The following is a 19,287-nucleotide window of genomic DNA, read 5'->3' as shown; positions in this document are numbered from 1 at the left end:
TTTAGAAAGAAGGTACTTATATGATTAAATATAGTATCCGTGGTGAAAACCTAGAAGTAACAGAAGCAATTCGTGATTATGTAGTTTCTAAACTCGAAAAGATCGAAAAGTATTTCCAACCTGAGCAGGAGTTGGATGCACGTGTGAACTTGAAAGTTTACCGTGAAAAAACAGCAAAGGTTGAAGTAACAATTCCGCTTGGATCTATCACTCTTCGTGCTGAAGATATTTCTCAAGATATGTATGGTTCTATCGATCTTGTAACAGATAAAATTGAACGTCAGATTCGTAAAAATAAAACTAAAATCGAACGTAAGAATAAAAGTAAAGTTGCGACAAGTCAACTCTTTACAGATGCTCTAGTTGAAGATGCAGATGTTGTGCAACCCAAAGTCGTTCGTTCAAAACAAATTGATTTGAAGCCAATGGATTTAGAAGAAGCCCTTCTTCAAATGGATTTATTGGGACATGATTTCTTTATTTATGTAGATGTAGAAGATCAAACAACTAATGTTTTGTATCGCCGTGAAGATGGTGAAGTTGGTTTACTAGAAGTCAAAGAATCATAAAATTGAAATAACAAAAAAGTGGTTTACAAATCAGTAAACCACTTTTTCTTATGCGGAAATAAGTAAGAAAAAACAGGAAATCCTTGATTAAACAGTCAGAATCGACCCCTATAATCTGAACTTATAGGGGTATTTATATTTATTAAGTAGACAAAATAATACCCTAAGGGATAGAATGGGGTTGTCAACAAATAGCGAATACAAAAATGTAAGCGCTCTTATAACAAATAAAGGAGTCATGACTATGGCAACAAAAGAAGAAATTTTACGCGAACTATATCCTGAGGACCTTTTTCACTATGCGGATGGTCTAACTTTGGGAGAAGCAGAGGTTTTACAAGAAACTCGCCGTTTGATTGAGAAACATCTCCGTCCGGTTATTAATGAATACTGGGAAAAACCTGATTTTCCTTTTGAAGAATTCTATGCTGTGGCTAAGGGCGCTCAAATTATGAACAATCCAAAATTGTTTGAGGGACGTGAAGGTAGCTGGAAACCATCTGAACTTTATATTGCTTTCTTGTATCTTGAACTTGCTCGCTTCGATGCTTCTATGGCAACATTCTACACCGTTCATGGCGGACTTTGCTACAACACAATTCTCTTGGGTGGTGATGAGCGTCAACAAAAAGAATTTCTTCCAAAACTAGCTGCATTTGATTGGCAAGGTTGCTTCGCTTTGACTGAACCTCTTTCAGGTTCTGATATTGCTGGAGGACTTGCAACTACTGCAGAACGTGTTGGAGACAAGTGGATTCTAAATGGTGAAAAACGCTGGATTGGTGGTTCAGATACTGCGGATGTCGTTCCTGTATTTGCTCGTGATGTTGCGGATGGCAAGGTGAAATGCTTTATCGTTCGTAAGGGAGCTCCGGGATATCATGCGGAACCAATCCCACATAAGATTGCTCTTCGTTGTGTCCGCAATGGCCATATTACTATGAAGAATGTAGAGGTTCCAGATTCAGACCGTTTGGTAAATATCAATGGTTTTGGTGATGTAGCCCGTATCTTGACCTTCACTCGTGCGGACGTTGCTCACATTGCTATGGGAGTGACTTGTGGATCTTATGTAGCAGCTCTTAAATATGCTAAAGATCGCGAACAGTTCAAACGTCCAATTGCCAAATTCCAAATTGTTCAAGAAAAATTGGCTCGTATGCAAGCAAATGCTGTAGCAGTTATTGCTTATTCAACTCGTATTGCTGAGATGCAAGAGAAAGGTAATGAATTGATGCTTAACTCTGCTCTTGCTAAGATGCACAATTCCTTGGTGATGCGCGAAACAGTTGCCCTTGCTCGTGAAACTTGCGGAGGTAATGGTATTACACTTGAGACAGACGTTGCTCGTTTCTTTGCAGATGCTGAATCAATCTATACCTATGAAGGTTCACACGAAGTGAATGCCTTGATTGTTGGTCGTGAGATTACTGGACTAGGTGCCTTTGTTTAATGTCAGAAGGGCGATTGAAGGATTTCTGTTCAATCGTCCTTGCTTCATGCACTGGATTTTTGTAAAATAAGAAGGAGAAAATAATGATATCTAAGGTGATGATTATTGGTTCTGGTCAAATGGGAAGCGGAATTGCTCAAGTATTTGCTCAGGCTGGTTTTACAGTTTACTTAAACGATATTAAAGAAGAATTTGTTCAAAGAGGCTTGAATAATATCACAAAACAATTGGAACGTTCAGTTGAAAAAGGACGGATGTCTGCGGATGAGAAGGATCAGGTATTAGCCAATTTGCTTCCATCTGTTTCATATGAAGATGCGAAACAAGTCCAATTGGTGATTGAAGCTGCAACTGAGAATCGTGAGATTAAGTTGAATATTTTCAAACAATTGGATGAATTGACAGATCCTAAAACTATCTTAGCATCAAACACATCCTCTTTGTCAATCACGGATATAGCTGCTGCTACTAAACATCAGGAGCGCGTGATTGGAATGCACTTCTTTAATCCTGCCCCAATCATGAAACTGGTAGAGGTTATTAAGGCCTTGCAGACTTCAGAAGAAGTGGTTCAGGCGGTTCGTGAATTGACAGTGAAAATTGGTAAAACACCAGTTGATGTTAAAGATTCTTATGGTTTTGTTGTGAACAGAATTTTGATTCCTATGATCAATGAAGCCGTTTACATTCTAGGTGAGGGAGTGGCTAGTGCCGAGGAAATCGATGAAGCGATGAAACTTGGTGCAAATCATCCTATTGGACCTTTGGCTCTTGCTGACTTGATTGGGTTGGATGTTTGTTTGGCTATTATGGGCGTCCTAAACCAAGGGTTTGGTGATCAAAAATACCGTCCTGCCCCTCTTCTTAAGAAAATGGTCGAAGCAGGAAAATTGGGACGGAAGACAAAAGAAGGATTCTTTACTTACTAGACACTGATGGAGGTAGTCATGAAAGACGTAGTTATTGTTTCGGCAGTGCGAACACCTTTAGGTTCCTTTGGCGGGAGCTTGAAGAATGTTTCTGCTGTTGATTTGGGATCTTTGGTCATTAAGAGTGCTTTGGAAAAAGCGAATATTAAACCAGAGCAGGTAGATGAAGTGATTATGGGGAATGTCCTAGGCGCAGGTTTAGGCCAAAACGTGGCTCGCCAAATGAGTATTCATGCTGGGCTTCCTGAATTTACACCAGCCTTTACCATTAATAAGGTTTGTGGTTCCGGTTTGAAGGCAGTGCAGTTAGCTGCTCAAGCGATTCAGTGCGGAGATGCAGATATTGTCGTGGCTGGTGGTGCAGAAAACATGAGCCAGGCTCCATATGTTTTGCCAAGCTTCCGTTGGGGTGGACGTATGGGAGATTCGAAAGTGGTAGATACCATGATTAAGGACGGTTTGTCTGATGCCTTTAACGAATACCATATGGGGATTACAGCTGAGAATGTGGCAGAAGAATATGGTATTAGCCGGGATGATCAAGATGCGCTTGCTTTGGAATCTCAAAAACGAGCAGTGGCGGCTATAGAATCTGGACGTTTTAAGGAAGAGATTGTTCCGGTGGTCATTCCTCAACGCAAAGGCGATCCTATCATCTTTGATACAGATGAATTTCCTAGAAAAGATGCTAGCTTGGAGAGTCTGTCTAAGCTACGTCCTGTTTTCAAAAAAGACGGTTCTGTTACAGCGGGAAATGCCTCAGGTATCAATGACGGAGCGGCGGCTGTCTTGGTCATGAGTGCTGAAAAAGCTGAAGAATTAGGACTTCCAGTCATTGCGCGCATTCGTTCGTATGCAAGTGCAGGTTTGGATCCTAAGATTATGGGATGTGGACCGATTTATGCGACCCGTAAAGCTCTTGAAAAAGGTAATTTGACAGTTGATGATCTTGACTTGATCGAGTCAAATGAAGCCTTTGCTGCTCAGGCTTGTGCGGTTGGGAAAACACTTGGTTTCAATACTGATATTGTCAATGTCAATGGTGGCGCGATTGCTCTTGGTCACCCAATTGGAGCTTCAGGTTGCCGTATCCTAGTGACTCTGGTACATGAGATGATGAAACGTGATGCTAAAACTGGTTTAGCTACTCTCTGTATCGGAGGAGGGATGGGAACAGCCCTCATCGTTGAACGTTAGTTATTAGAAAACTGAACGTCATTTCCTCTTTTTCAATATTACGATTACAAAATGAGATATTGATCCGATCTCATAGTTACATACCTTATCAAGTGTCTTTCTCCGAAAGTGCCTGATAAGGTATTTTTGCTTTTCCTAAGACTTTGAGGATAGATTGAATGGCTCTATTCTATAAGATGGACTTATAGGTCTATAAATAAAGATTAAGTAGACGGATAGGGAAAAAAGGATTATGATAAAAATGTAAGCTCTTACATTTTGTGTTGGTATTTGTTGACGCTGTACTCTGTACTCAAAATAAATCAAGTAGGAGCAAAACAATGAGTAAAACTGTTTTATTAGAGGTTAAGAATGGTCTTGGCTATCTAACAATTAACCGTCCATCGGCTTTGAACGCTTTAAGTTCAGAAGTCTTAAAGGATTTGAATCTCGTTTTAGACCAAATTGAAGCTAGCGAGGACATTCGTGTTGTCATCGTGACTGGTCAAGGGGAAAAAGCATTTGTCGCTGGAGCAGACATTAAAGAGATGGACCAAATGTCTCCAATTCAGGCTCATGAATACATGACCTATGCGAACGACACCTTTACCCGTTTATCTGAATTGACTCAACCAACTATTTCAGTATTGAATGGGTATGCTTTGGGAGGCGGTCTAGAATTAGCTCTTTCAACTGATATCCGAATCGGCTATGACAAGACAATGGTTGGTTTCCCTGAAGTTGGCTTGGGAATCATTCCTGGTTTTGCAGGTACTCAAAGAATGTCTCGTTTGATTGGTACTAGCAAAACAAAGGAATTAATCTTTACTGCTAGAATGGTTAACGGACAAGAAGCATATGATCTTGGAATTCTTAACAAGTTGGTAGCAGCAGAAGAACTATTGCCTGCGGCAGAAGAGCTGGCAGGAGCGATTATGAAAAATGCACCGCTAGCAGTTGAAAAAGCTAAACATATTATCCAAGTTGGCTCAGAACTCCCTCTGAAAAATGCTATTCGTTTGGAAACAGAAGCGGAAGCTCTACTCTTCTCAACAGAAGATAAGGTAGAAGGAATGCGCGCTTTTGTTGAAAAACGCAAAGCTGTCTTTCAACGTAAATAAGAGAGGAGATAGGTTATGAAAGTTGTAACATTGTCTGAAGCTATTTCCTTGATTCATTCAGGAGATAAAGTTGGTATTTCTGGTTTTCTCGGAGTGGGAGAGCCACTAGAGTTAATTGAGGAACTGGTTCGTCAAAACCAGCAAGATTTGACCTTGGTGTCTGTTGTAACCTCTCAACCCGGTAAGGAAGTTGGAGTTGGTCGACTTTGTGAAAACCATCAGGTTACAAAGTACATTGCAGCCCATGTAGGGACATCCGCTGCTGCTCAGCATGATTATTTCTCGGGAGCCATGAAAGTGGAGTTCACTCCGATGGGAACTGTCGTAGAACGCTTGCATGCTGCGGGCGCTGGCCTTGGAGCAGTCTTAACACCAACAGGTGTAGGAACAATTCTTGAAGATGAACACGAAAAAGTGACTCGAAATGGAAAAGAATATTTGATTTATGATCCATTGAAGATTGATGTTGCCTTGATTAAAGCTACAAAGGCGGATAAGTATGGCAACCTTTATCTGGATGGGACTACTAAAAACATCTCCCTTCAACTCGCTCTAGCAGCTGACACAGTTATTGTTGAGACAAACGAATTGGTTGAAGTCGGAGAAATTGATCCAAATGATATTTACATCCCTGGTATCCTAGTTGACTATGTCGTTCAAGGATTGACACCACAAGAGCATCATCAGATGATGGGAGATCTGTGGACAGAGACAAAGAAACTGGCGGGGGTGAAGTAAAATGAAAGCAAAAGAGATTATCGCAAGACGTGTAGCACTTGAATTTAAAGATGGAGATGTGGTCAATCTTGGTTTTGGGATTCCAAATGCCTCTGCTGATTACATTCCTGAAGGTGTAAATGTTATTTTACAGGCAGAAAATGGCGCTCTTCGATTTGGGGAAACACCTACCAAGGACAACTATAATGCCAATTTAGCGAACTCTGGTGGAGCTCCTATTACATTGTTGCCAGGAGCAGCCTTGTTTGATCTACAAACTTCCTTTGCCATTATTCGTGGTGGACACGTGGATGCAACCGTTCTTGGAGCTCTTGAAGTCAGCCAAGATGGAAGCATTGCGAACTGGATTATCCCAGGGAAATTTGCTCCTGGTATGGGTGGCGCAATGGACTTATTGGTAGGAGCTAAGCGCGTAATCGGGGCTATCCAACATACAACTGCTGATGGGGAATCTAAGTTGTTGAAAGAATGTACCTTGCCACTTTCAGCTAAAGGAGTATTGGATCTTGTCATCACAGAATTAGCTGTTTTTGGATTCAAAGATGGTAAATTCCTGTTGAAAGAGCTGGCTCCTGGTGTGACATTAGAAGAAGTTCTTGAAAAAACAGCTGGGGAAGTCATTGTCTCAGAAGACCTGAAAACAATGCCGATTTAAGCAAAAAAAGAGCTATTTTCTACTTAGTGTGTTATGATATAAACCAGATAGTATTGTAAGCGCTTTATATACAGCGTTAAAATGAAGTATTCGAAATGTTATTTCGATAAAAAGTCAGTAGACAACTATCAAACACTAGAATAGTTGTCTAATTGACTTACTAAAATAGTGAAGGAAAGCTAGGTGATGGGTAAGTGGATATTATCCAAATGAACTATTTCATCAATATCATAGAATGCGGATGCAACCTTTCCATTGCTGCAAAGAAGATTCACATTAGTCAATCAGCCTTGAGTCAATTTGTGACAAATTTTGAAGCAGCTGAAGGGGTTCAATTATTCAATCGCAAGAATGGAAGATTAGAAAGTTTAACAGAGGCGGGACGCAAAATTTATCGTTATGCGACCGAGATTGTGAATCGACATGAAGAAATGCTTTCCATGATCCATATAGAAGCTCAAAAGCAAAAAGGCACCATTAATTTTGGTATTCCGTCCTTGATTTTACGAGTTTATTTTGCTAGTGCCTTGCCTCATTTTCTGAAAAATAATCCTCATATCCATATCCAGGTTACGGAAGGTGGAGGGAAGGAAATTCGTCAAAAAATGGTTGATGGAGATTTGAATCTCTCTATTCTGATAGAGCCTACGAGCCTGGATGCTAAAAAATATGAACAACATATCATTCAATTGGATGAATACGTTGCTTATATGGATAAGGATCATCCGTTGGCTCAGAAAAGCTTGTTGGAATGGTCTGATATTGCTGGTTATGAATTGGCAACCTTCAACAAAACATTTACGACTTATGATTTAGTGACAGAAAAACTTCGTTCACAACGAATTGAGGCTAAATTTGCTTATCTTTCCTCTACTTGGGACTTCCTAGTTGAATCAACTCATCAGACAGATTTGATTGCCCTTTTGCCAAGGCCGGTTGAATATTTTGTGGATAAGAGTCGTTTTAAGGCGGTTAGATTCAAAGATCCGATTCCATTTAATATTTGGTTTTGTAGACCCTATAAAAACTCCTACAATGAAGTAGAGTCTTATGTGTATGAAGAATTGTTGAAAGATTATTACCAACCGTTTTCTGACAACTAAGATGAGGTGAATGCGATGACCTATAATGACGTGCTGGCGCGAGAATTGAAGGCAGACGTGAAAGTGTTGATTCGGGACTATTTCAAGTCTCATGAGGATGAACAACAGTTCCCTAGAGAATTGCTTTATCAGTTTATTGAGCAATTTGATATCTTTTCCTTGCTTTTAGATAGTCAAGATTCTGTTTTGAGAACCGAGTTTTTAACCTTTATTCGCTTGATTTCAAAAGATTTTCCTGCTTTTTCTGCTGTTCTACTAACTCAGGCATGTTATGGTATCTATCCTATTTTACGATATGGGAGTCAGGAACAAAAATCGCGTTATGTAGAACCATTAGTAAGGGGAGAAATCTTAGCTGGCTTGGGATTTTCTGAAGGAAAATTGATGGACAGCTTGGAGGTTATTGCAACAACTGCAAGGAAAACAGAAACAGGTTGGTCTTTAACTGGGAAGAAGTCAATTGTATCAAATTGCCGCTATACAGATATTTTGTTAATCTTAGCCAAGGTTCAAGAAGCTAACGGAGAATATGGATACGGATTTTTCATTGTTGATACGACTCGACCGGGAGTTGCTTTTGGAGATGATATTGCAAAACCTGGTTTACAGGGTTTGCCTGTGAATTCGGTAACTTTTGATCAGGTCATATTGCCAGAAGATAGTCTTCTAGGATTGACGCTAAATGGGGAAACTCAGTTAAATGATATTATCAAAAAATTACAGCTAGGATTAAGCGCTATCTCTATTGGTATCTCTGAGGGAGCTTTTGAAACAGGTCTGGCTTTTGTAAAGGTCAAAAGAAGATTTGGGAAACCATTAATCGATGCGACAGTCTATCAACATCAATTCGCAGACTTGTATACTAAGCTGTGTGCGGCTGAATCTTACTTTGCTTCCTACAAGGATAGGATGAAGGCGGATTCTCTCTTTGTATCTCAGATAAAACTTTATACGACAAAAGTAGCAATTGAGATTTCTGAGGAAATTATTAGATTAATTGGACCTCTTCAAACCTTGGATGACATCCCCATAGACCGTTATCTAAAGGATGCCAAAACGATTGAAATCTATGGAAAATCTGGGGATTCGATTCGTAAAAGAATAGCAGCCCAATGGATAAAGGAGTAAAGCATGACAGAACTCACCTTACAGGAATATCAATTTCATGATATGAAACTGACATGGCTACGTGGAGCCGATAAATTGACGGATGCAGGGACTCTTTTTGGTCCGGTTCCGAAAGTTGTGTGGTCTCGTTACTACCCAACAAATGATGCTAATATGATGGCAGAATTGACGGATCCTATTTTGATCCAGTACAAGGGTAAAAATTACTTGATAGATGCAAGTTTTGATACAGCAAAATTATCTGATAAACAAAGGCGCAACTTAGGAATCTTAACTGAAAGTCGGGTAGAAGAAAGTTTATCTCTTTTAGGACTATCGCCTGAAGATATTGACATCGTGCTGATGACACATATGCATCATGATCATTCTGGTGGCTTGACGCGTGTGAATGATCAAGGAGAGTTGGTTTCCAAGTATTCAAATGCCAAGATTATTGTGAATGATGTCGAATGGTATGAGATGAGAAACCCTAATAATCGAACACGAGGAACTTATCTGAGAGAGAATTGGGAACCGATTCAAGATCAGGTGACGACTTTCTCAGAGTATATCAATGTCATTCCAGAAATCCAAATGATTCACACAAGTGGTCACAGCAATGGCCACAGTATTATCTTGCTCAAACAGGGGAAAGATACGATGATCCACATGGGGGACTTGATGTTATCACATGTTCATCGAAATCCTCTCTGGGTTCCAGCAGTAGATGATTATCCTATGAAATCCATTTTAGCCAAAGAGAAATGGTTGCGTCAGGCTTTTGAGAATCATTACAAGTTTTTCTTTTATCATGATCAATTTTTCGCGGTGGTAGAGTTTGATAAGGAAGGGAAGGAGTTGGTAGATTATGTTCTACGTTCTCGCCCCCCACTTATTCCTTTTACAGATGAGCAGGATCGTAAGCCAGACTTTTTAGGATAGCAGAATATGAGGAGACAAATGTAACATTTTCTTGTTGACGGGGATATTGGTGCACTATGCATCCATTTGCCAACAAGAATCAACAGAAAATAAAAGGAGGACTCATATGTCAATTACAAAACTTTTACAGATTCAATATCCAATTTTCCAAGGGGCCATGGCTCAAATCTCCCACTATCAACTAGCAGCAGCTGTTTCTGAGGCTGGAGGACTAGGAATTATTGCGTCAGGTGGTATGACTGGAGAGCAGTTGCGAGAAGAAATTCGTGAATTGAGAAAGTTGACAGATAAGCCTTTTGGTGTCAACATTATGTTGATGATGAAAAACATCAAGGATATTGTGACTGTTATCATCGAAGAAAAGGTTCCGGTGGTAACTACAGGTGCAGGAACACCTAAGCATATCATGCCTTACTTGAAAGAAGCAGGAATCAAGGTTATTCCAGTTATTGCCAGTGTCAAGCATGCTCAAAAAATGGAAGAATTGGGAGTTGATGCTGTAATCGCTGAGGGTTCAGAAGCTGGTGGGCATATAGGAGAGACCAATACAATGGCTCTTATCCCGCAAATCGTTGATGCGGTATCAATTCCGGTCATTGCTGCCGGAGGTGTGGCAGATGGCCGAGGGCTGGCTGCTGCGATTGCCCTAGGTGCACAAGGAGTTCAAATGGGAACAGTTTTTCTTGCTTCAGAAGAATGTCCAATTTCTCCAGCCTATAAAGAAGCTATTTTGGCGGCAAGTGATACAGCGACTGCGGTTACAGGTCGCATCGCGGGAGCGCCAGTTCGTTGTATTCGCAATGAGATGACAGATCACTATATTGAATTAGAGCAGAAAGGTACAAACCGAGAGGAACTGGAAGAAATTACGATCGGTTCCCTATCTAAGGCTGTCTATGAAGGTGATACAGTTCATGGTTCAATGATGAGCGGACAAATTGCAGGTTTGGTGAAAGACATCAAACCATGTAAGTCTATTTTAGAATCAATTGTGAAACAGGCGCAAGAGCGCCTACAAGACATTCGACTAGAATTAGGTGAATAATGTAATCTAGGCGGAAGATTCTGCACTGATGTGGAAAAAGGAGAGCGAGGCATTTGCTCTCCTTTTTTATGTATGGTTTCTTTAAGAGTATCTTACTATAATAAAAGCAGTGCTTTCTCTTTAAAGGTCGCTTTTTAAGGGCATTTGTGATATAATAATGCGCAAGAGGTTTAGAATGAAAAAAAATAATTTAACTCCGAATTCTGCGATTCTACTAGGGATTGCAACTTTCGGAACCTTAACAATGCTGATTATTTTTTCACAAAATAATGTTGTAACAATCAGTGTCTTGTTTTTATTTGTACTTCTTTATCTGCTTTTATTTGTCTGGCAAAAAAAACAGTATGAAAAGAGCGAAATTGAACAAATCCAATACGTAAATCATCAAGCTGAAAATAGCTTGAGTACTTTGCTTGATCAAATGCCGGTGGGAGTCCTGAAATTAGACTTATCTAGTGGCGAAGTGGAATGGTTTAATCCCTATGCTGAGCTGATTTTAACTACTGAAGAGGGCGAAATTGATGTTGAGTTAATTCAAACCATCATCAAGGCTTCTGTTGGAAATCCTGGTTCGTATGCTACCTTGGGCGAAACACGATATGCTGTTCATATGGACAAGGCTTCGGGTGTTTTGTATTTCTTTGATGTTTCTGGGGAGTACGAAGCAACTGTAGAATTGGTAACTAGCCGTCCAGTCATTGGAGTCATCTCAGTAGATAACTATGATGATTTGGAGGATGCGACATCTGACTCCGATATCAGTCATATCAATAGTTTTGTAGCCAATTTTGTTTCAGAATTTGCTAGTAAGTATGCTATGTTTTCTCGCCGTGTGGGGATGGATCGTTTTTATGTATTCACAGATTACACGGTACTAGAGGAATTGATGAATGATAAATTCTCCGTTATTGATAGTTTCCGAGAAGAATCAAAACAGAGGCAGCTACCCCTAACTTTAAGTATGGGATTTTCTTATGGTGATGGAAACCATGAAGAGATAGGGAAAATTGCCTTGCTCAACTTGAACTTAGCAGAAGTTCGCGGTGGTGACCAGGTGGTGGTCAAGGAAAATAACGAAACCAAGAATCCAGTCTACTTTGGTGGAGGAACTGCTGCGTCTATCAAACGTACTCGTACACGTACCAGAGCCATGATGACAGCCATTTCTGATAAGATTCGAAGTGTTGATCAGGTTTTTGTAGTCGGTCATAAAAATCTAGATATGGATGCTTTGGGCTCTGCTGTTGGTATGCAGTTGTTTGCAAGTAATATTATTGAGAACAGTTATGCTGTCTATGATGCAGACCATATGCCAGCAGATATCGAACGTGCTATTCAGTTCTTGAAGAAGGAAGATGTCACGAAGCTTTTATCTCTTACAGATGCGATGAAGTTAGTTACAAACCGTTCATTATTGATTCTGGTGGATCATTCCAAGACGGCTTTGACTTTGTCAAAAGATTTTTATGATTTGTTCACTCAAACTATTGTTATTGACCATCATAGACGTGATCAGGATTTCCCTGAGAATGCAGTCATCACCTATATTGAAAGTGGAGCAAGTAGTGCCAGTGAGTTGGTCACAGAATTGATTCAGTTCCAAAATTCTAAGAAGAATCGTTTGAGTCGTATGCAGGCCAGTGTTTTGATGGCTGGTATGATGCTGGATACCAAGAATTTCACATCTCGCGTGACGAGCCGAACCTTTGATGTGGCTAGCTATCTGAGAACACGGGGAAGTGACAGTATTGCTATCCAGGAGATTGCTGCGACAGATTTTGAAGAGTACCGTGAGGTAAATGAACTCATTTTACAAGGTCGTAAGTTAGGTTCAGATATCTTGATTGCTCAAGCTAAGGACTCAATGTCTTATGACACAGTTGTTATCAGTAAGGCTGCCGATGCTATGCTGGCTATGTCTGGTATTGAGGCTAGTTTCGTTCTGGCAAAAAATACACAAGGATTTATCTCTATCTCGGCTCGAAGTCGTAGTAAAATCAATGTGCAACGCATTATGGAAGAGTTGGGTGGTGGAGGTCACTTTAATCTAGCTGCCGCGCAAATCGAGGATATGAGTTTGTCGGAAGCAGGAGAAAAATTGACTCAACTAATCTTGGAAGAACTAAAGGAAAAGGAGAAAGAAGAATGAAAGTAATCTTTTTAGCAGATGTTAAAGGAAAAGGAAAAAAAGGCGAAATTAAGGAAGTACCAACTGGCTACGCTCAAAACTTCCTGATTAAAAAGAATTTGGCCAAGGAAGCGACTGCTCAAGCAGTGGGTGAGTTGCGTGGAAAACAAAAATCAGAAGAAAAGGCTCATGCTGAAATGATTGCTGAAGCAAAAGCCATCAAGGCTAAGCTTGAGGCAGAAGAAACAGTTGTAGAGTTTGTTGAAAAGGTTGGACCAGATGGCCGTACATTTGGCTCTATCACTAACAAGAAAATTGCAGAAGAATTGCAAAAGCAGTTTGGTATTAAGATTGACAAACGCAATATTCAAGTGCAAGCACCAATTCGAGCAGTAGGTTTGATTGATGTACCAGTGAAGATCTATCAAGATGTTACAAGTGTCATCAATCTTCGTGTAAAAGAAGGTTAAGTTTACAACTTCTTGACAAGATTGTAAAAGGAAGGAAAGTTGGATGGCAGAAGTAGAGGAACTGCGAGTTCAACCTCAGGATATTTTAGCAGAACAATCTGTTCTGGGAGCTATTTTTATAGATGAGAGTAAGCTCGTTTTTGTCCGAGAATACATTGATTCTCGTGACTTCTTTAAGTATGCTCATCGGTTGATTTTCCAAGCGATGGTAGATTTGTCGGATCGTGGGGAAGCGATTGATGCGACGACGGTTCGGACGATTTTGGATAGCCAAGGGGATCTCCAAAATATTGGTGGCTTGTCTTATCTTGTTGAAATTGTCAACTCAGTACCAACTTCAGCGAATGCGGAATATTATGCTAAAATTGTAGCGGAAAAGGCTATGCTACGTCGCTTGATTTCCAAGTTGACAGAGTCTGTCAACCAAGCCTATGAGGCTTCTAAGCCTGCAGATGAAATCATCGCTCAGGCTGAAAAGGGACTCATTGATGTTAGCGAAAACGCCAATCGTAGTGGGTTCAAGAACATCCGAGATATTCTAAATATCAACTTTGGGAACCTAGAAGTTCGGTCACAACAAACAACGGATATCACTGGTATTGCAACGGGTTACCGTGATTTGGACCATATGACGACAGGTCTCCATGAGGAGGAATTAATTATTCTAGCGGCGCGACCAGCAGTTGGTAAGACGGCCTTTGCTTTGAACATTGCTCAGAACATTGGGACTAAGTTGGACAAGACGGTTGCTATCTTTTCGCTGGAAATGGGTGCGGAAAGTCTAGTAGACCGTATGTTGGCGGCCGAAGGCTTGGTGGAGTCCCATTCTATCCGTACGGGTCAATTGACTGATGAGGAGTGGCAAAAATATACCATTGCTCAAGGGAACCTAGCCAACGCGAGTATCTATATCGATGATACACCAGGGATTCGGATCACGGAAATTCGTTCGCGTTCACGTAAACTGGCTCAAGAAACAGGCAATCTAGGCTTGATTTTGATCGACTACCTACAGCTTATCACAGGTACTGGTCGTGAGAACCGCCAACAAGAAGTCTCTGAAATTTCTCGTCAGTTAAAAATTCTAGCTAAGGAGCTAAAGGTTCCAGTCATTGCTCTTAGTCAGTTATCTCGTGGAGTGGAACAGCGTCAGGATAAGAGACCAGTCTTGTCTGATATTCGTGAATCGGGTTCTATCGAGCAGGATGCGGATATCGTAGCCTTTCTGTACCGTGACGACTACTACGATCGTGCGGGTGAAGAAGAGGAAGGAATTCCAAATAACAAGGTTGAGGTTATCATCGAGAAAAACCGTAGTGGAGCTCGTGGAACGGTGGAATTGATTTTCCAAAAAGAATACAATAAATTTTCAAGTATCTCAAAGAGGGAGGCATAAGATGTCAGATGCATTTACAGATGTAGCCAAGATGAAAAAAATCAAAGAAGAGATCAAGGCGCATGAGGGACAAGTCGTTGAAATGACTTTGGAGAATGGCCGTAAGCGCCAAAAAAACAGACTGGGTAAGTTAATTGAGGTTTATCCATCTTTATTTATCGTTGAATTTGGGGATGTTGAAGGAGACAAACAAGCCAATGTCTATGTTGAATCCTTCACCTACTCAGATATCTTGACAGAAAAGAACTTGATTCGCTATCTAGACTAAGAATCCTAAAATGAAGTGAGCTTTGCTCACTTTTTTCTTTTTCTCCCGAATAGTATAAACGAGGGTAACCTCGGAAATTTATATTATTAAGGAGAATGAATGACGTTTTTTAAATCAGGAGTTAAGAAGAGTAGATATACTCAGTTGGGTTTAGGGCTGGCTACTTTGTTTGTTACAAGTACCTTTTTGTTTGGTGGAGAATCGGTTCAGGCCGATAGTGTAGCGCGTGGAGATGACTATCCGCTTCACTACAAAAATGGTAGTGTTGAAATCGATCAGTGGCGGATGTATTCTCGCCAGTGTACCTCTTTTGCGGCCTTTCGTTTGAGTAGTGTAAATGGCTTTGAGATTCCTCCTGCCTACGGAAATGCGAATGAATGGGGACATCGTGCAAGGCGAGAAGGCTACCGTGTGGATACTAAGCCAGAAGTTGGGGCTATTGCTTGGTCGACAGAAGGATATTATGGGCACGTGGCCTGGGTATCAAATGTATCAGGGGATACGATTGAAATCGAAGAGTATAACTATGGGGTTCGAGAAAAGTATAACCGTCGAAAAGTCAAGGCTAGTTCGATGACGGGTTTTATTCATTTCAAGGATTTATCCGCTAGCCATGGTGCGAGTGAGGGTGCTCGTAGCTCAGAGCTTCCGTCCAGTGGGACAATAGTGTTCACGGGGAAATTGCCAATTATGGACCAGCCAGCAAGCACAGGACAAGTTATTGACTACTATTATGCTGGTGAGAGTGTGAGTTATGATCAAGTTCTTGAAAAGGATGGTTATAAGTGGCTCGGTTATTTGTCTTATAGCGGTTCTAGAAGATATGTGCAGTATGCAGAGCTAAGCAATACAGAAAAAGGCTGGAAAAAAGAAGGAGGGAGTTGGAATTACCGTGAGAACGGGAAACTCGCAACTGGTTGGAAGAAAATAAATGGCAGTTGGTATCACTTTAAAGACAATGGAACCATGTCAACAGGTTGGGTGAAGGATGGTTTGCATTGGTACTATCTAAAGGCATCAGGGGAGATGCAGACAGGATGGCTAAAGGAAAATGGAACATGGTATTATTTGGAGAGTTCAGGGGCTATGAAGTCTAGCCAGTGGTTCCAAGTAGGAGGAAAGTATTACTACGTCAATGCTTCAGGGGCTTTAGCAGTGAATACCACTGTGGATGGCTATCGAGTGGATAGTAACGGAGCTAGAATCTAGAAAGAATATAAAAAAGAGGGCTTCACTACCATTTGCCTATTCTTTCCGATGGTATTTTTCCCTGCTTTCCTTTATAATGGGTGTATGGACAAGAAAAAATTATTATTAATTGATGGATCTTCAGTTGCTTTTCGAGCTTTTTTTGCGCTCTATCAGCAGTTGGATCGTTTTAAAAATGCTAATGGCCTTCATACCAATGCAATCTATGGCTTTCAACTCATGTTGAATCACGTCTTGGAGCGTGTTGAGCCCAGTCATGTTTTGGTAGCTTTTGATGCAGGTAAGACGACTTTCCGTACAGAGATGTATGCAGACTACAAGGGTGGTCGTGCTAAAACTCCAGATGAGTTTCGTGAGCAATTTCCCTTCATTCGTGAGTTGCTAGATCATCTTGGGATTCGCCACTATGAGTTGGCCCAGTATGAAGCAGATGATATCATCGGGACCCTAGGTCGCTTGGCTGAGAAGGATTCTTTTGAAGTGACTATTGTCAGCGGAGACAAGGACTTGATCCAGTTGACGGATGAGCATACGGTGGTCGAGATTTCCAAGAAAGGTGTGGCTGAGTTTGAGGCCTTTACGCCAGACTATCTCATGGAAAAGATGGGCCTCACACCAGCTCAGTTCATTGATCTTAAGGCTCTTATGGGGGATAAGTCTGATAATATCCCTGGTGTCACTAAGATCGGTGAAAAGACGGGTATCAAGCTCTTGCTAGAACACGGTTCGTTAGAGGGTATTTATGAAAATATCGATGGGATGAAGGCTTCTAAGATGAAGGAAAATCTCATCAATGACAAGGAACAAGCCTTCCTGTCTAAAACCTTGGCGACCATTGAGACTCAGGCACCGATTGAGATTGGCCTTGATGATTTGCTTTATAGTGGACCAGATGTGGAAAATCTCGGGAAATTCTACGATGAGATGGGCTTCAAACAGCTCAAGCAAGCTTTAAATGTGTCATCAACGGATGCGCCTGAAAGTTTGGATTTCACTATCGTTGACCAAGTCAGTCAAGACATGCTGAGCGCCAACTCTATCTTCCACTTTGAGCTTTTTGGTGAGAATTACCATACAGATGACTTGGTTGGTTTTGCCTGGTCCTGTGGGGATAAACTTTACGCTACAGACAAACTTGAGCTCTTGCAGGAGCCGATTCTCAAGAATTTTCTAGAAAAAACACCTCTGAAAGTGTATGACTTTAAGAAAGCGAAGGTTCTTTTAAATCGTTTGGGCTTGAATTTGCAGGCCCCTGCTTTTGACAGTCGTTTGGCCAAATACCTCCTCTCTACTGTCGAGAACAATGAAATTTCAACCATTGCGAATCTCTATGGCCAGACTTATTTGGCTGATGATGAGACCTTCTACGGTAAGGGGGTCAAGAAAGCTATCCCTGAGAGAGAGAAATTCTTGGAGCACTTGACTCGCAAGGTTGCTGTATTGGTTGAGACGGAGCCTGTTTTGCTTGAAAAACTCAGTGAACACGGGCAGTTAGATCTTCTCTATGACATGGAGCAACCTCTGGCTTTTGTCCTTGCCAAGATGGAAATTGCTGGAATCAAGGTTAAAAAAGAAACCCTACTTGAGATGCAAGCTGAAAATGAGATTGTCATTGAGCGACTCACCCAAGAGATTTATGAGCTGGCTGGTGAGGAATTTAATATCAACTCACCTAAACAGTTGGGCGTACTTCTCTTTGAAAAACTGGGACTTCCTCTAGAATACACCAAGAAAACCAAGACAGGTTACTCGACAGCAGTGGATGTGCTGGAGCGTCTGGCTCCTATTGCACCGATTGTCAAAAAAATTCTAGACTACCGTCAGATTGCTAAGATTCAATCGACTTACGTGGTTGGCTTGCAGGATTGGATTTTAGATGATGGCAAGATCCACACGCGCTATGTGCAAGATTTGACTCAGACTGGGCGTTTGTCTAGTGTAGATCCAAACTTGCAAAATATCCCTGTTCGCTTGGAACAAGGTCGCCTCATTCGTAAGGCTTTTGTGCCAGAGTGGGAGGATAGTGTCCTTCTTAGCTCCGACTATTCACAGATTGAGTTGCGCGTTTTGGCGCATATCTCTAAGGATGAGCACTTAATCAAGGCCTTCCAAGAGGGAGCAGATATCCATACTTCGACAGCTATGCGTGTCTTTGAAATTGAACGTCCTGAGGATGTGACGCCAAACGACCGTCGCAATGCCAAGGCTGTCAACTTTGGAGTGGTTTACGGGATTTCAGATTTTGGTTTGGCGAACAATCTTGGTATTAGTCGTAAGAAGGCCAAAGCCTACATTGATACCTACTTTGAGCGTTTTCCTGGGATTAAAAACTATATGGAAGAAGTGGTACGTGAAGCGCGTGACAAGGGATATGTAGAGACCCTCTTCAAGCGTCGTCGAGAGCTACCAGATATAAATTCGCGCAACTTTAACATTCGTGGTTTTGCAGAGCGAACTGCCATTAACTCCCCTATTCAGGGTTCGGCAGCAGATATTCTCAAAATTGCTATGATTCAGCTAGACAAAGCTCTGGTTGAGGGTGGTTATCAGACCAAGATGCTCTTGCAAGTGCATGATGAAATCGTCCTTGAGGTTCCGAAATCAGAACTAGCAGCTGTCAAAGTACTAGTGAAACAAACCATGGAAGAAGCCATCCAGCTTAGTGTCCCACTCATTGCTGATGAGAATGAAGGGGCAACCTGGTACGAGGCTAAATAAGAAAGCTATGATAGAGTTTGAAGCATTTGTCTTCAAACTCTTTTTCATAGTTTTCTGTAAGCAGTTTCCTTGACTTTTCCTTGCATTTGCGTTACTATATTCCATATAAGATATGGGAGTCTGTGTACAGTCTGAGAGGAAGTGTTAAACTTCGACCGCACCTGATCTGGGTAATGCCAGCGTAGGGAACGATACTTAGCCGAATTCTGCACCTTTTCCATATATGGCAAAGGTTTTTCTTTTTGTTCAAAAGGAAAGCC

17 protein-coding genes and 1 riboswitch are annotated in these 19,287 nt (G+C 41.2%); all 17 genes read left to right on the top strand.

Features of this window, described 5'->3' with window-relative positions; translation table 11 throughout:
• Positions 1-20 precede the first annotated feature (20 nt).
• The 17 genes from hpf (at position 21) to polA (ending at position 19,027) form a co-directional block, all read left to right on the top strand.
• A complete protein-coding gene (gene hpf / locus HMPREF2853_RS02055; RefSeq protein WP_000599114.1) occupies positions 21-569 on the top strand; it encodes a ribosome hibernation-promoting factor, HPF/YfiA family in 549 nt (182 codons plus the stop codon).
• Between the two features lie 244 nt (positions 570-813).
• Positions 814-2,022 (top strand): acyl-CoA dehydrogenase FadE, encoded by a 1,209-nt coding sequence (locus HMPREF2853_RS02050; RefSeq protein ID WP_000201480.1) that lies wholly within the window; start codon positions 814-816, stop codon positions 2,020-2,022.
• Positions 2,023-2,102: 80 nt separating this feature from the next.
• Entirely contained in the window at positions 2,103-2,951 is an 849-nt protein-coding gene (locus HMPREF2853_RS02045) for a 3-hydroxybutyryl-CoA dehydrogenase (protein ID WP_049501305.1), read from the top strand.
• An 18-nt stretch (positions 2,952-2,969) separates the two neighbouring features.
• A complete protein-coding gene (locus tag HMPREF2853_RS02040; RefSeq protein ID WP_000656060.1) occupies positions 2,970-4,148 on the top strand; it encodes an acetyl-CoA C-acetyltransferase in 1,179 nt (392 codons plus the stop codon).
• 320 nt (positions 4,149-4,468) lie between these two features.
• Positions 4,469-5,248, top strand: coding sequence for an enoyl-CoA hydratase/isomerase family protein (locus tag HMPREF2853_RS02035; protein ID WP_000048046.1), 780 nt, complete (start codon positions 4,469-4,471; stop codon positions 5,246-5,248).
• Between the two features lie 15 nt (positions 5,249-5,263).
• Complete coding sequence (locus tag HMPREF2853_RS02030) at positions 5,264-5,986, top strand: CoA transferase subunit A (RefSeq protein WP_000869893.1); 723 nt, start codon at positions 5,264-5,266, stop codon at positions 5,984-5,986.
• A 1-nt stretch (position 5,987) separates the two neighbouring features.
• Entirely contained in the window at positions 5,988-6,641 is a 654-nt protein-coding gene (locus tag HMPREF2853_RS02025; RefSeq protein ID WP_000644731.1) for a 3-oxoacid CoA-transferase subunit B, read from the top strand.
• Positions 6,642-6,835: 194 nt separating this feature from the next.
• Complete coding sequence (locus tag HMPREF2853_RS02020) at positions 6,836-7,744, top strand: LysR family transcriptional regulator (RefSeq protein WP_000351428.1); 909 nt, start codon at positions 6,836-6,838, stop codon at positions 7,742-7,744.
• A 15-nt stretch (positions 7,745-7,759) separates the two neighbouring features.
• Positions 7,760-8,872 (top strand): acyl-CoA dehydrogenase family protein, encoded by a 1,113-nt coding sequence (locus HMPREF2853_RS02015; protein WP_000221881.1) that lies wholly within the window; start codon positions 7,760-7,762, stop codon positions 8,870-8,872.
• A gap of 3 nt (positions 8,873-8,875) precedes the next feature.
• Positions 8,876-9,793 carry an MBL fold metallo-hydrolase gene (locus HMPREF2853_RS02010; RefSeq protein WP_000137959.1) on the top strand — a complete coding sequence of 306 codons (918 nt, stop codon included), beginning with the start codon at positions 8,876-8,878 and terminating at the stop codon, positions 9,791-9,793.
• Between the two features lie 64 nt (positions 9,794-9,857).
• Positions 9,858-10,838, top strand: a complete 981-nt coding sequence (locus tag HMPREF2853_RS02005; RefSeq protein ID WP_256283325.1) for a nitronate monooxygenase — start codon at positions 9,858-9,860, stop codon at positions 10,836-10,838.
• A 175-nt stretch (positions 10,839-11,013) separates the two neighbouring features.
• On the top strand, positions 11,014-12,987 hold the full coding sequence (locus HMPREF2853_RS02000) for a DHH family phosphoesterase (RefSeq protein WP_000739996.1): 1,974 nt from the start codon (positions 11,014-11,016) through the stop codon (positions 12,985-12,987).
• Positions 12,984-13,436, top strand: coding sequence for a 50S ribosomal protein L9 (gene rplI / locus HMPREF2853_RS01995; RefSeq protein ID WP_000864211.1), 453 nt, complete (start codon positions 12,984-12,986; stop codon positions 13,434-13,436). Before HMPREF2853_RS02000 ends, rplI begins: the two co-directional genes overlap by 4 nt.
• 43 nt (positions 13,437-13,479) lie before the next feature.
• A complete protein-coding gene (dnaB, locus tag HMPREF2853_RS01990; RefSeq protein WP_000852476.1) occupies positions 13,480-14,832 on the top strand; it encodes a replicative DNA helicase in 1,353 nt (450 codons plus the stop codon).
• 1 nt (position 14,833) lies between these two features.
• Complete coding sequence (locus HMPREF2853_RS01985) at positions 14,834-15,100, top strand: Veg family protein (RefSeq protein WP_001278165.1); 267 nt, start codon at positions 14,834-14,836, stop codon at positions 15,098-15,100.
• A gap of 99 nt (positions 15,101-15,199) precedes the next feature.
• Positions 15,200-16,309: a CHAP domain-containing protein gene (locus tag HMPREF2853_RS01980; RefSeq protein WP_053092657.1), complete on the top strand. Its 1,110-nt coding sequence runs from the start codon at positions 15,200-15,202 to the stop codon at positions 16,307-16,309.
• An 84-nt stretch (positions 16,310-16,393) separates the two neighbouring features.
• Positions 16,394-19,027, top strand: a complete 2,634-nt coding sequence (gene polA / locus HMPREF2853_RS01975; RefSeq protein WP_049501318.1) for a DNA polymerase I — start codon at positions 16,394-16,396, stop codon at positions 19,025-19,027.
• A 102-nt stretch (positions 19,028-19,129) separates the two neighbouring features.
• A riboswitch (TPP riboswitch) is annotated at positions 19,130-19,232 on the top strand.
• Positions 19,233-19,287 lie beyond the last annotated feature (55 nt).

This window comes from Streptococcus sp. HMSC077F03, from assembly GCF_001812375.1.
In the GTDB taxonomy this organism is placed as follows: Bacteria; Bacillota; Bacilli; order Lactobacillales; family Streptococcaceae; genus Streptococcus; species Streptococcus oralis_S.
This window is presented reverse-complemented; position numbering and strand designations above follow the sequence as displayed.

Excerpts from the sequence above, each read along its gene's own strand:
- HMPREF2853_RS02015 (WP_000221881.1), top strand. The coding sequence starts at position 7,760 with ATGACCTATAATGACGTGCTGGCGCGAGAATTGAAGGCAGACGTGAAA.
- HMPREF2853_RS02000 (WP_000739996.1), top strand. The coding sequence starts at position 11,014 with ATGAAAAAAAATAATTTAACTCCGAATTCTGCGATTCTACTAGGGATT.
- HMPREF2853_RS01985 (WP_001278165.1), top strand. The coding sequence starts at position 14,834 with ATGTCAGATGCATTTACAGATGTAGCCAAGATGAAAAAAATCAAAGAA.
- HMPREF2853_RS02040 (WP_000656060.1), top strand. The coding sequence starts at position 2,970 with ATGAAAGACGTAGTTATTGTTTCGGCAGTGCGAACACCTTTAGGTTCC.
- hpf (WP_000599114.1), top strand. The coding sequence starts at position 21 with ATGATTAAATATAGTATCCGTGGTGAAAACCTAGAAGTAACAGAAGCA.
- polA (WP_049501318.1), top strand. The coding sequence starts at position 16,394 with ATGGACAAGAAAAAATTATTATTAATTGATGGATCTTCAGTTGCTTTT.
- HMPREF2853_RS02030 (WP_000869893.1), top strand. The coding sequence starts at position 5,264 with ATGAAAGTTGTAACATTGTCTGAAGCTATTTCCTTGATTCATTCAGGA.
- HMPREF2853_RS02035 (WP_000048046.1), top strand. The coding sequence starts at position 4,469 with ATGAGTAAAACTGTTTTATTAGAGGTTAAGAATGGTCTTGGCTATCTA.
- rplI (WP_000864211.1), top strand. The coding sequence starts at position 12,984 with ATGAAAGTAATCTTTTTAGCAGATGTTAAAGGAAAAGGAAAAAAAGGC.
- HMPREF2853_RS01980 (WP_053092657.1), top strand. The coding sequence starts at position 15,200 with ATGACGTTTTTTAAATCAGGAGTTAAGAAGAGTAGATATACTCAGTTG.
- HMPREF2853_RS02025 (WP_000644731.1), top strand. The coding sequence starts at position 5,988 with ATGAAAGCAAAAGAGATTATCGCAAGACGTGTAGCACTTGAATTTAAA.
- HMPREF2853_RS02010 (WP_000137959.1), top strand. The coding sequence starts at position 8,876 with ATGACAGAACTCACCTTACAGGAATATCAATTTCATGATATGAAACTG.
- dnaB (WP_000852476.1), top strand. The coding sequence starts at position 13,480 with ATGGCAGAAGTAGAGGAACTGCGAGTTCAACCTCAGGATATTTTAGCA.
- HMPREF2853_RS02050 (WP_000201480.1), top strand. The coding sequence starts at position 814 with ATGGCAACAAAAGAAGAAATTTTACGCGAACTATATCCTGAGGACCTT.